Source organism: Myxococcus xanthus (genome assembly GCF_013116825.1).
Taxonomy (GTDB): Bacteria; Myxococcota; Myxococcia; order Myxococcales; family Myxococcaceae; genus Myxococcus; species Myxococcus xanthus_B.
Genome location: NZ_JABFNS010000086.1, coordinates 1 through 11,271 on the forward strand (window position 1 = coordinate 1; position 11,271 = coordinate 11,271).

General features: G+C 68.7%; 10 protein-coding genes and 1 pseudogene. 5 read left to right on the forward strand and 6 right to left on the reverse strand.

Annotated elements, in window-relative coordinates; translation table 11 throughout:
* The 4 genes and pseudogenes from HNV26_RS23450 to HNV26_RS23465 form a co-directional block, all read right to left on the reverse strand.
* A pseudogene (locus HNV26_RS23450) lies at positions 1-318 on the reverse strand (ThiF family adenylyltransferase); the annotation flags it as partial.
* Positions 319-323: 5 nt separating this feature from the next.
* Positions 324-596, reverse strand: a complete 273-nt coding sequence (locus HNV26_RS23455) for a MoaD/ThiS family protein (RefSeq protein WP_171445423.1) — start codon at positions 594-596, stop codon at positions 324-326.
* Between the two features lie 7 nt (positions 597-603).
* Positions 604-843, reverse strand: a complete 240-nt coding sequence (locus tag HNV26_RS23460; RefSeq protein ID WP_011554075.1) for a sulfurtransferase TusA family protein — start codon at positions 841-843, stop codon at positions 604-606.
* Positions 831-1,598: a HesA/MoeB/ThiF family protein gene (locus tag HNV26_RS23465; protein WP_171445424.1), complete on the reverse strand. Its 768-nt coding sequence runs from the start codon at positions 1,596-1,598 to the stop codon at positions 831-833. Before HNV26_RS23465 ends, HNV26_RS23460 begins: the two co-directional genes overlap by 13 nt.
* A gap of 32 nt (positions 1,599-1,630) precedes the next feature.
* On the opposite strand from HNV26_RS23465, the gene HNV26_RS23470 reads away from it, so the two are divergent.
* The 3 genes from HNV26_RS23470 to HNV26_RS23480 all read left to right on the forward strand — a co-directional run bounded on the left by HNV26_RS23470 (position 1,631) and on the right by HNV26_RS23480 (position 4,253).
* A complete protein-coding gene (locus tag HNV26_RS23470; RefSeq protein ID WP_171445425.1) occupies positions 1,631-2,107 on the forward strand; it encodes a hypothetical protein in 477 nt (158 codons plus the stop codon).
* A 110-nt stretch (positions 2,108-2,217) separates the two neighbouring features.
* Positions 2,218-3,501: a sensor histidine kinase gene (locus HNV26_RS23475; RefSeq protein ID WP_090490527.1), complete on the forward strand. Its 1,284-nt coding sequence runs from the start codon at positions 2,218-2,220 to the stop codon at positions 3,499-3,501.
* On the forward strand, positions 3,498-4,253 hold the full coding sequence (locus HNV26_RS23480) for a response regulator (protein ID WP_171445426.1): 756 nt from the start codon (positions 3,498-3,500) through the stop codon (positions 4,251-4,253). Before HNV26_RS23475 ends, HNV26_RS23480 begins: the two co-directional genes overlap by 4 nt.
* 16 nt (positions 4,254-4,269) lie before the next feature.
* On the opposite strand, the gene HNV26_RS23485 is transcribed toward HNV26_RS23480, so the two are convergent.
* Positions 4,270-5,541 carry a glycoside hydrolase 5 family protein gene (locus tag HNV26_RS23485; RefSeq protein ID WP_171445427.1) on the reverse strand — a complete coding sequence of 424 codons (1,272 nt, stop codon included), beginning with the start codon at positions 5,539-5,541 and terminating at the stop codon, positions 4,270-4,272.
* Between the two features lie 66 nt (positions 5,542-5,607).
* Here HNV26_RS23485 and HNV26_RS23490 point away from each other — a divergent pair, with 66 nt between their 5' ends.
* Together HNV26_RS23490 and HNV26_RS23495 are read left to right on the forward strand one after the other, a co-directional pair.
* Complete coding sequence (locus HNV26_RS23490) at positions 5,608-6,489, forward strand: ABC transporter ATP-binding protein (protein WP_171445428.1); 882 nt, start codon at positions 5,608-5,610, stop codon at positions 6,487-6,489.
* A 9-nt stretch (positions 6,490-6,498) separates the two neighbouring features.
* Positions 6,499-10,101 carry an ABC transporter permease/M1 family aminopeptidase gene (locus tag HNV26_RS23495; RefSeq protein WP_171452873.1) on the forward strand — a complete coding sequence of 1,201 codons (3,603 nt, stop codon included), beginning with the start codon at positions 6,499-6,501 and terminating at the stop codon, positions 10,099-10,101.
* 4 nt (positions 10,102-10,105) lie between these two features.
* Here the strand turns inward: HNV26_RS23495 and HNV26_RS23500 are convergent, their stop codons facing one another.
* Positions 10,106-10,642 carry a DUF2378 family protein gene (locus tag HNV26_RS23500; protein WP_171443518.1) on the reverse strand — a complete coding sequence of 179 codons (537 nt, stop codon included), beginning with the start codon at positions 10,640-10,642 and terminating at the stop codon, positions 10,106-10,108.
* Between the last annotated feature and the right edge of the window lie 629 nt (positions 10,643-11,271).

The following is an 11,271-nucleotide window of genomic DNA, read 5'->3' on the forward strand; positions in this document are numbered from 1 at the left end:
TTTATAAGAGACAGGCCCCACCGCGCCCGCGTCCGGGTTCAGCGCGGGCACCTCGCGGGCCAGCGCCTCCGTCACGGGCAGCCCCACGTCGGAAGGCCCCATCAGGAAGCCCGGCGCCCAGGGCCCCAGCGTCAGCGAGCCCGCGCCCGTCACCGGCGTGCCACCTCCCACCAGATACGCCGCCGCCGTCAGCCCCGACGCGCCAATGCCATCCAGCCGCGCCGTGCCCGCGAGCAGGGACTCCTGGCCACGTCCGCCCACCTCGCGCAGGAGGATCTGCCGGGAGTAGCGCAGGATCTGATCTTCGCGCAGCGCCATGGCCGTCAGCCCCCCGCCATGGCGGGGATGAGGGTGATGCGGTCAGCGTCCTTCACCGGCGTGTCCAACCCGCTCAGCGCGCGGATGTCCTCGTCGTTGAGGAACACGTTGACGTAGCGCCGCACCGCGCCGCGCTCGTCGAACAGCCGGCCACCAATGCCCGGGTGGCGCGCGTCCAGGTTCTTCAGCACCTCATGCACGGTGGCGCCGGGGGCCGAGACTTCCGCCTGATTGCCGGTGAAGCCCCGCATCGGAGTGGGAATACGAAGGGTCGCCATGACTCACTCACCTGCCTTGCTTGCGGAGCACCAGCCGGTGCGTCCCGTCCGGGAGCGCGTCCAGGGACACGACCTCGTGGCCCTCGTCGCGCGCGTTGCGAGGCACGTTCTTCAGCGGCTCGGTGCCCCGAAGGAGCACCTCCAGCAACGTGCCCGGCTCCAGTGATTCCAACTTCAGCTTCGTCCGCACGTAGGTCATCGGACAGACCTCGCGGGTGATGTCCAGCCTCGCCGTCATGTCGCGCACGCCTCCGGAGACTCAGGGTACGCGGGGATGGCCGTGACGCGACAGCCTTCGCAGTCCGGCGCCCGCGCCACGCGTGTCCGCCGGCCCAGGATCGACACCGCATCCAGCACGTGCAGCGTGGCCTCGCCCTGCCCACCTCGCGCGGCGCCCGACAGCAGCTCCAGCGCCAGCAGGGCCTGCACCGCGCCCACCAGCCCCGCCAGCGAGCCGAGCACCCCCGCCTGGGCACACGTGGGCACGGCGTCCGGCGGAGGCGGCGCTTCATAGAGGCAGCGCAGACACGGCCCCCCCGGGTCCACGCGCATCGCCTGGCCCTGCATGCGCAGCACACCGCCATAGATGAGCGGCACGCCCGTCAGCACCGCCACGTCCGACAGGAAGAACTTGGTGGCCACGCCGTCCGTGGCGTCGATGACGGCGTCGTGCGCGCGGAAGAGCCCCTCCGCGTTGCTCGCGTCCACGCGCTCGGGGATGGCCTCCGTGCTCAGGCCGGGAAAGGCCCGCGCCAGGCCCGCCGTCGCGGACTCCGCCTTGTTCCGGCCCACGTCCTGGCCCCGGTGCCAGAGCTGGCGCGGCAGGTTCGTCACGTCCACGCAGTCCGGATCCGCCAGCGTCAGGTGCCCGACACCGGCCTGGGCCAGCGCCAGTGACGCCGGGCATCCGAGCCCGCCAGCCCCCACCAGCAGCACGCGCGCGCGCTCCAGCCGGGACGCATGGGGAATTCGGGGGTGATGGTCTGTACCGTGGCCATGCATCGGATGACTGCTCCACGCGGTCGGAAACGAATATGGTGGGGCCGCCTGCGTACCACCATGCAGAAGGGCGCAGGTGTCTCTCCACCGTCCCGCGTCCGCGCGGCCCCCACCTGCCAGGACATATGAAAAACCTGACCGGCGTGCTCGTCTTTTCCGCTGTCCTCTTCCTGGCGCCTGGCTGCACCCGCAAGTCGGGCGAGGCCCCGGGGCCCACCGACGCCTCCGCCGCGACGGACGAAGCCGCGCGCACCGGCGCCAGCAAGGGGGCCCTGCGCGCCGGGGATGCGGGCTCCGGCGGCACGGCGCGCGCGGCCCAGGAGGCCTGCGTGGACTCGTGGCTCCAGAAGCAGGGGCTGGACGCGTACGGCAACCCGGAGGGCAGCATGTACGCGGGCGGCACGCCGCTCTTCAACGAGCGCACGGGCGAGCAGATCGACCGGCTGGACTTCATCTTCAAGAACAAGCCCGAGGTCCGCCAGGCGTGCGCGGGTGACGCTTCCGCGGAGTAACGCGGTGCTTCCGCCCGGCGAAGGGCCTGCCCCCTCGCCCCCCCGGAAAGCGGGGCGGGCCACCTCCGGGATTCCCGGCCCCCCGGTTGCTCCCGTAGACTGCCGGACGAATGGATTCCCAACTCGCATTGAGCGAGGAGACGCCTGCCAACGACCTGCGCGCCCGGGTGCGGAAGGTCCTGGAGCGCCGCAAGCTGACGGACAGCGTGTCGGCGGAGCAGGCCGCCGCCTCGTGGGAGCAGGACCGCTTCGTGGCCAGGGCCCGCGCGCTCTTCTACGCGCGGATGATGTTCCTCACGCTGGGCCTGCTCATCCTCGCGGTGCCGGCCTGGAGCGGCTACTTCGGCCTCACCGGGCCCTTCTCCTTCGTGGGCTACTTCGCGATGCTGCTCTACAGCGTCGCCAACCTCCTGGTCATCGACCACCCCAAGGCCGGCCGCTGGGTGACGTACATCACCCTCTGCCTGGACGTGACCATCAGCGTGGTGCTCATCGCCAAGCCGCACGTCGGCGGCGGTCTCCAGAGCCCGCTGCTGGCCACGCAGCTGCTCTTCACCACGCTCTTCGCCATCCTCTTCCCCAAGCCGCTGGCGATCCTGCCGCCGCTGCTGGCGCTGCCCATCACCACCCGGCTGGACCTGCTCCTCAACCGCTCCGTGACGGCGGTGGAGCTGCTGACCCTGCTCTGGTACCTGGCGCTCAACTTCATCATCGTCTACGTGCTCGTGTACCTGAACGAGCGCGAGGCCGCCGCGCACCGCGAGGTCGTGTCGCTCCAGGGCGACCTCAAGGAGCTGGCGGTGGTGGAGGAGCGCAACCGGATGGCCCGGGAGATCCACGACGGCCTGGGCGCGTCCCTGTCGTCGATGATCATCCAATCCGAGTACATCCTGAACCTCGCGCGCGAGGAGGCCCTGCGCGAGGAGATCCGCGAGCTGAAGCTCACCGCGGAGGAGTCCATCGAGGAGCTGCGGCGCAGCCTGCGGATGATGCGCGAGGACTTCGAGCTGGCGCAGGGCCTGGAGGACTACGCGAAGACGTTCCGCGAGCGCACGGGCCTGGACATCCGCTTCGAGCGCACCGGGCTCCAGCGCAAGCTGGACCCTGACGCGCAGCTGGCGCTGTTCCGCATCCTCCAGGAGTCGCTGTCCAACGCGGTGAAGCACGCGGAGGCCAAGGGCGTCCAGGTGCGGCTCGACTTCAGCGAGGACCGTGTCAACCTCGTCGTACGCGACGACGGCAAGGGCTTCGACCCTTCCCGGACGCCGCGCGGCCACTACGGCCTGTTGAACATGCGTGAGCGCGCCATGAAGCTCGGTGGCCAGCTCATCGTGGACTCGTCACCCGGCGCTGGCGCCCAGGTGGCATTCTCCCTTCCCTGTCGCCCGTCATGACCGGAGCTCCCGTGGACGCCCCGCAGCCTCTCGATTCGCCGCCCATTCGCGTCTTCGTGGTCGAGGATCAAACGAAGATCCTCAAGAACCAGCTCCGCCTCTTCGAGAACCACCCGGAGATGGACATCATCGGCACCGCGCTCTCCGGTGAAGCCGCGCTGGAGGAAGTGCCCAAGCTGATGCCGGACGTGCTGCTGCTCGACCTGGGCCTGCCCCGCATGAGCGGCATCGACGTGACGCGCGAGGTGAAGGCGCGCTTCCCGAAGATTGAAATCCTCATCTTCACCATCTTCGACGAAGAGGACAAAGTGCTGGAGGCCGTGAAGGCGGGCGCCTCCGGCTACCTGCTCAAGGGCGCCCCGGTGGACAAGATCATCGAGGCCATCAAGGAGGTCCGCGCGGGCGGCACCGTCATCCAGCCCAACCTGGCCCGCCGGCTGCTCCGTCACTTCCGCGTGGAGCCCGACGCCAGCCCCGTGCCGACCGGTCCCGTGGCCGCGCCGCCCTCCCAGCCGGAGCCGTCGGCCAGCGACCTGCCCCAGGAGCCCCTGCTCAAGCCGCTGTCGGACCGCGAGCGCGAAATCCTCCAGCTCATCGCCAAGGGCGTGTCCAACAGCGAGGCAGCGCGCCTGCTCGACCTCAGCAAGGCCACCATCCGCACGCACCTGGAGCACATCTACCGGAAGCTGGAGGTCACCAACCGCGTGGAGGCCGTCACCGAAGGCATCCGCAAGGGCCTCATCTCCGTCTGAGCCGGAGCGCCCGCGCTCAGCGCCCCGTGGAGACCGCCGCCCCCGGACGCTCCGCGGCGGCGGCCTCCATGACCAGGTCCGCGTACCGGTTGACCGGATCTCCCGGCTGCGTGCCGTCCCGGTAATAGAAGGTGTAGTCGTCCCAGGCCTCCGGTCGCGCGTCGTTGGAGAACATCCACAGCGCCCCCGCGCCGACGCCTTCCTTCCGCATGCACTCCAGCCAGCCGCGATAGAGCGCGCGCCGCTGCGACACGTCGAACGTGCCTTCATTGCGCAGCCCCAGTTCGCCCACGAACAAGGGCTTGCCCAGGTTCCGGGCGATGGCGGCGTGCTCCCGAATCCACCGGGCGCCGGCCTCGGCCGTGTCGATGCCGCCCAGGCCCCAGGACTCCGGATAGAAGTGCACCGACGCGAAGTCGATGTACGGGGACGCCGTGTTCCGCGTGAAGCTGGCCCCCGGCGTGCGAAGCACCGGCGACCCGGAGCGGGACCAGAAGCCAGGGTCGTACCCGTCGGGAGACGGCTCGAAGCCCTCCTCCCCTGTCCCCACCAGGTGGCCGGGCGCGTGTGTCTTCACCTCGCGCGCCACGTCATCAATCCACGCGCGCAGCCGCGCCCCTTCCTTGTCCAGCCCCCGTCCCCGCGGCTCGTTGAGCAGCTCCCACGCCAGGACGGCCGGGTGGTCGCCATAGCGGATGCCGTCCACCGTGTTCACCCGGTTGAGCAACCGCGCCACGTGCGCCTTGAAGTGCGCCACCACCACCGGGTCGGTGAAGAACCGGGCATCCCCTTCCACGGGCCGGGGGAGGCCCGCCCACTCCACGTACTGGCGCGCGCCCCCATACGCATCCCAGTAGTTCCCCAGCGTCAGCACCAGGCGAACGCCATGGAAGCGGGCGCGGGTGAGCACCCAATCCAGGCCGACCAGGGCCACCTCGTCGTACTCCAGCGGCGCCACCTGGATGGCGGTGTCCCCCACCTTCGACAGCGCGTCGTTGTGTCCATTGGTGCGCAGCGCGCGCACGCCCAGCGCGGAGGCCTTGGCGAGCACCTCTTCCAGCACGGGGGACTCCGTTGCCCCCCGCCGCGCGTCCCGGGTGGCCTCTTCCTGCAGGAAGTAGGCGTTGAGCACCATGGCGCCGGACGGCAACCGGTCCAGGTGTTGCGCCGGACCGCCCGAGCAGCTCGCGGCCACCGCCTCCAGCATGACCGGGTCCCCCTCTCCGCAGGCCCCCAGGAGGAAGGCGACGGCCGCGGAGGCGGTGGAGATCCGGCGAGAAAGGGGCATGCCTACATCGTAACGACGCCACGCGCTCCACGCATCGGTCCCGGGGACTGGGCTAGGTTCGCCGCCATGGAGCTCAGACTGGAAGGCGTGTCGAAGACCTACCCCAACGGCACCCGCGCGTTGCAGGGTGTCAGCCTCACCATTCCGCGCGGCATGTTCGGGCTGCTCGGGCCCAACGGTGCAGGAAAGTCCACGCTGATGCGCAGCATCGCCACGCTGCAGGACGTGGACGCGGGCACCATGACCTTCGACGGCATCGACCTGCGCCGGGACAAGGACCGGCTGCGCGAGGTGCTGGGTTACCTCCCACAGGACTTTGGCGTGTACCCCAAGGTGACGGCCTGGGACATGCTGGACCATCTGGCCCAGCTCAAGGGACTGGCCCAGCGCGGCCCGCGCCATGACACGGTGAAGGCGCTCCTCCAGAAGACGAACCTCTGGGAGCATCGAGACCGGCGGCTCGGTGGGTTCTCCGGCGGGATGAAGCAGCGCTTCGGCATCGCCCAGGCGCTGCTCGGCAATCCCAAGCTGCTCATCGTGGACGAGCCCACCGCCGGGCTCGACCCCGCCGAGCGCTTCCGCTTCCACAACCTGCTGGCGGAGATCAGCGCCGACGTCGTGGTGCTGCTGTCCACGCACATCGTCTCCGACGTGGCGGACCTCTGTCAGAACATGGCCATCCTCGCCCAGGGGAGCGTCGTGGCCAGCGGCCACCCGTTGAAGCTGGTGGAGTCCCTGCACCAGCGCGTGTGGAAGCGCTTCGTCACCCACCAGGAGGAGCTGGACGCGCTCATGAAGCAGTTGGAGGTCATCGCCGTGCGGCGCGTGGCCGGGCAGCGCCTGGTCCACGTCTACGCGGAGTCCCCGCCCGAGGGCTTCGAGCCCGCCAGCCCCGATCTGGAGGACGTGTACTTCCACGCGCTCGCCCGGGCGTCCAAGCAGTCCTGAGGGACCACCATGTTCACCGCCCTCCTGACCTTCGAACTGCGGCGCCGGGTGAAGATGATCTCCACCTGGGTCTACGCCCTGATGCTGGCCGCCGCCGCCGCGATGATGACGCTGGCGATTGGCGCCGTGTTCAAGGGGTTTTCGGTGGCGTCGGGCCCGGAGCTGGTCCACGTCAACAGCCCGCACACCGTCTTCAACTTCACCACCGGCATGGCCTACGTCGGCCTCTTCATGGTGGCCGCCGTCTTCGGCCAGGCCGCCTACCAGGACTTCGGCCACAACACGTGGATGCTCATCTTCACGAAGAACGTGAAGAAGGGCCCGTACCTGCTCGGCCGGTTCCTGGGCGCGTACCTCTTCAGCGCGGTGCTGATGCTGGCCATCATCCCCGGGCTGCTGGTGGGCGCCGCGGGCGTGTGGCTGGTGGACGCCGAGCGGCTCGCTCCGTTCCAGCTCACGTCCTACCTGTGGCCCTACGTCGTCGGCGTCTGGCCCACGCTCTTCTTCGCCGGCGCCGTCTTCTTCTCGCTGGCCGCCCTGACGCGGCGCATGGCCCCCGTGTACGTGGGCGTCGTGGTGCTGGTGATGGGGTACCTGGTGCTCAGCGCCGCCATGTCCGACGTGCAGCACCAGGACCTGGCGTCCCTGCTGGACCCGTTCGGCTTCCTCACCTTCGAGAACGCGACCCGCTACTGGACGGCGGCCGAGCGCAACCGGGACCTCATCCCCTTCGCCGGGCTGCTGCTCGCCAACCGGCTGCTGTGGAGCGCGGTGGGCGCCGCGCTCCTGGGGCTGGCCGTCCTGCGCTTCCGCACCACCGTGGAGGAGCAGCGGGGACGCGGTGCGCGCAAGGAGAAGGAGCCCCCCGCCCCGGTCGCCATCCCCACCACCCTGGCGGCGCCCACGACGGGCAGCTGGCTGCGCACGGCCTTCGCCACCTCCTGGCTGGCATACCGCGACATCCTCCGCTCCCCGGTGTTCTGGTCCTTCGTCGTGGCGGGGCTGGCCATGGGCACCATGGGCATCTCCATCTCGAAGCAGATATACGGAACCGCCACCTGGCCGGTGACGTGGCAGGTGCTGGAGACGGCCACGCGAACGTTCCAGCCCTTCCTGCTCATCACCATCACCTTCTATGCGGGTGAGCTGGTGTGGAAGGAGCGCGACGCGGGGCTGGCCGACATCGTGGACGCCACGCGCGCGCCATCCTGGGTCACCTATGGCGCGAAGCTGGGGGCGCTGCTGCTCGTGGCCTTCTCACTGAAGGTCGTGGCGCTGCTCTCCGCGCTGCTCTCCCAGGTGCTTCGCGGCTACGTCGACATCGAGTGGAACCTCTACGCCACACAGCTCTTCCTGCTGGACTTCCCGCATGACGCGCTGTTGTGCGTGCTGGCCTTCTTCGCGCAGGTGCTCATCCATCAGAAGTACCTGGCGTACCTGGTGATGGTGCTCTACTTCGTCCTCCAGGCCGCGCTGGGCCTGATGGGCGTGGAAGACTTGCTGGTCCGCTACGGCTCCGAGCCCACGCTCCGCTACTCCGACCTGAACCGCTTCGGCAGCATCATCCCCGCGCTCGTGTGGCACCGCGTCTACTGGTACGGGCTGGCGGCGCTGCTCGTGGCGGTGGGCTACCTGCTCACGGTGCGAGGCCGGGAGGCGCGCTGGAAGCAGCGCTGGGCGGCAGCCAAGGCTCGGCGCACGGGCGCGTGGACGGCGGCCGCGGCGCTGTCGCTCTGCGTCTTCATCGGGGCGGGCGCGTTCATCTACTACAACACCCACATCCTCAACCCGTACATCACGCGGAAGGACCGGGAGCGGCAGCAGGCCCGCTACGAAAAAGAGTACGCGTCCTACGCCGCCCTGCCCCACCCACGCATCACCGCCGCGAAGGTCACCTTCCACATCCACCCGGAAGAACTGCGCCTGGAGGCCCTGGGCAGCTACCGCATCCGCAACAAGACCGACGCGCCCATCTCCAAGGTGATGCTCAGCCTGCCGGACGACGCCCGGGTGCGCGGCCTGTCCCTGGCGGGCGTGACGAAGCCCGCGATGCATGACGCCGAGCTCGGCATCTTCATCTACGAGTTGCCCACGCCGCTGGCGCCCGGCGCCGACTCCGCCATCGTGTTCGACCTGGAGTTCGGCACGAAGGGCTTCAAGCACGGCGGGGCGCGCACGGACATCGTGGGCAACGGCACCTTCTTCAACAACATGAACCTGCCGGTGCTGGGCTACCTGAAGGACGCGGAGCTGGCGGACGACCGGGACCGCAAGGACTACGGCCTGCCGCCTCGTGAGCGCCTGCCGGACCGTGACGACCCGAAAGCGAAGCAGGACAACTACCTCCGCCAGGACTCGGACTTCATCGACTTCGAGGCCACGGTGAGCACGGCGAAGGACCAGATTGCCATTGCCCCGGGTTACCTGGAGAAGGAGTGGACCGAGGGCAACCGCCGCTTCTTCCACTACCGGATGGACAAACCCATCCTCAACTTCTTCTCCGTCCTGTCCGCGCGCTACGCGGTGATGCGCGACACGTGGCGCGACGTGAAGCTGGAGATCTACCACCACCCCACGCACACCTTCGCGCTGGACCGGATGATGCGCGGCATGAAGGACACGCTGGAGTACTGCAGCGAGAACTTCGGGCCGTATCAGCACCGGCAGGCCCGCATCCTGGAGTTCCCCCGCTACGCGAGCTTCGCCCAGGCCTTCCCCAATACGATTCCGTATTCGGAGGCGCTGGGCTTCATCGCCCGCGTGGAGGACGGACGCGCCGACGACGTGGACTACCCGTACTACGTCACCGCGCACGAGATTGCCCACCAGTGGTGGGCGCACCAGGTGGTGGGCGCGCGCGCGCAGGGCGCCACGATGACTTCGGAGACGATGTCGCAGTACGCCGCGCTGATGGTGATGAAGCACCGCTTCGGGCCGATGAAGATGAAGCGCTTCCTCAAGTTCGAGCTGGACCGCTACCTCGCTGCCCGCGCGTTCGAATCGAAGAAGGAGGTGCCGCTGGCACGGGTGGAGCAGCAGATGTACATCCACTACCAGAAGGGCAGCCTCGTCATGTACGCGCTGCAGGACTTCATCGGCGAGGAGCGGGTGAACCGCGCCCTGCGCCGCTACGTGGAGAAGGTCCGCTTCCAGGGCCCGCCGTACACCGGCTCCTCCGATCTGCTGGACTTCCTCCGGGAAGAGACGCCGCCGGAGTACCAGTACCTCATCGAGGACCTGTTCGAGAACATCACCCTCTACGACAACCGCGCCGTCTCCGCGCAGGTGCGGCAGAACGACCAGGGCACGTGGGACGTCACCCTCAAGGTGAAGTCGAAGAAGTACCGCGCCGGTGAGAAGGGCGAACAGACGGAGGTGGACTTCAACGACTGGATGGACGTGGGCGCGCTCGACGAGCGCGGCGAGGCCATCTTCCTGGAGAAGCGCCGGGTGACGCAGGGCGAATCGGAGTTCACCTTCACCGTTCCCGTGAAGCCCGTCCAGGTGGGCATCGACCCGCTCAACGTGCTCATCGACCGCACGTCCACCGACAACGTGACGGAGCCCACCGTCGCATCCGCGGTCGCGCTGGGGAGCCCGTCCACGCCCTGACGGGTCAGCTCCAGCGGATGCGCAGGTCGAAGCCGTCGGGCGGCGCGTAGCGCTCCACGTTCGCCTGGGGCTCGGTGGCGCCGGCCTGCCGCAGCGCACCTTCACAGGTGCCCGCGGCGGCCTCCGCCGGGAACGGGTAGCCCCGGAAGCGGACGCGCCAGTCCGCCGGCCCCAGGGATTCCACCTGGATGTCCACCGGGGAGACGACGGAGCTGAAGCTCAGCGCCACGCGCTTCATGGCGCGCTCGGGCCCGGCCACCTTGAGGGCAATTCCCACCACCTTGCCCACCAGGGTGTCGAAGTAGCTGCGCACCAGCTCCCGCCCCAGGGTCCGGTAGGCCGACTGACGGTCCATGCCCTTGTAGCGGGCGCGCACCGTCGCCTCCTGACACCCGACGAACACGGCCGCCGGATAGGTGGCGCGGGGCTTGTCCATGTCGAAGCCCGCGGCCAGGAACTCGGCCCGGAGCTTCGCATCGGGTTGCGCCACGCGGACCAGGGATTCGAACAGCGTTGATTGAACAGTGACTTCGGCTGGCATCGGTGGAGTGGCACGCTAGAGGAGTCAAGCGGCTCGGGAAAGCGGGTGCGCCGCCGGTGTTTGACTCGTCAACATCCGCGCTCAGTCACCGCGGAGGCCGCCGTGGCCTGGCAGGTGGAGCCGGGCCAGCCGTGGGCGGCATCCCCAGCGCCACGGGCGTGAAGTAGACATGGATGCCTCACATCACTCCCGGTGTCTCAGCGAGTGAGAATGAACCATCCAATCTGGCGATGACGCTGTCCTTGTGACATGCGGCGACACAAACGTCTCGCGCGTCGAGAATCCGGAGCAACAGCCCGAAGTCGCCCCCGCCGGCCGCATTCCGATTCATGACGGAAGACGTGCGCTCGTAAAGGCGCAAGGGACACGGCGGAGCGTCACAAGTGTCAGACAGCCCTGAGAGGATGTCCCCGGGCGTCAATGCCAGAGGGGAGCCCTACGCGACATCCGTAACAGGAATTGAGTGAAGAAACCTGGCCTCGGCCGTTTCTCACCAACCTGAGACGTCGTGTCTCAGAGGGCACACGGCTGTGACACATGCTGTAACCCATTCATACACAACCAATCTCGAGAGTTAAGAATACAACCTTGGCTTTACGAGCAATCCGCTATTGGCGTAGGTTTTAGAC

Excerpts from the sequence above, each read along its gene's own strand:
- HNV26_RS23455 (WP_171445423.1), bottom strand. The coding sequence starts at position 596 with ATGGCGACCCTTCGTATTCCCACTCCGATGCGGGGCTTCACCGGCAAT.
- HNV26_RS23465 (WP_171445424.1), bottom strand. The coding sequence starts at position 1,598 with ATGCATGGCCACGGTACAGACCATCACCCCCGAATTCCCCATGCGTCC.
- HNV26_RS23470 (WP_171445425.1), top strand. The coding sequence starts at position 1,631 with ATGGTGGGGCCGCCTGCGTACCACCATGCAGAAGGGCGCAGGTGTCTC.
- HNV26_RS23475 (WP_090490527.1), top strand. The coding sequence starts at position 2,218 with ATGGATTCCCAACTCGCATTGAGCGAGGAGACGCCTGCCAACGACCTG.
- HNV26_RS23480 (WP_171445426.1), top strand. The coding sequence starts at position 3,498 with ATGACCGGAGCTCCCGTGGACGCCCCGCAGCCTCTCGATTCGCCGCCC.
- HNV26_RS23485 (WP_171445427.1), bottom strand. The coding sequence starts at position 5,541 with ATGCCCCTTTCTCGCCGGATCTCCACCGCCTCCGCGGCCGTCGCCTTC.
- HNV26_RS23490 (WP_171445428.1), top strand. The coding sequence starts at position 5,608 with ATGGAGCTCAGACTGGAAGGCGTGTCGAAGACCTACCCCAACGGCACC.
- HNV26_RS23495 (WP_171452873.1), top strand. The coding sequence starts at position 6,499 with ATGTTCACCGCCCTCCTGACCTTCGAACTGCGGCGCCGGGTGAAGATG.
- HNV26_RS23500 (WP_171443518.1), bottom strand. The coding sequence starts at position 10,642 with ATGCCAGCCGAAGTCACTGTTCAATCAACGCTGTTCGAATCCCTGGTC.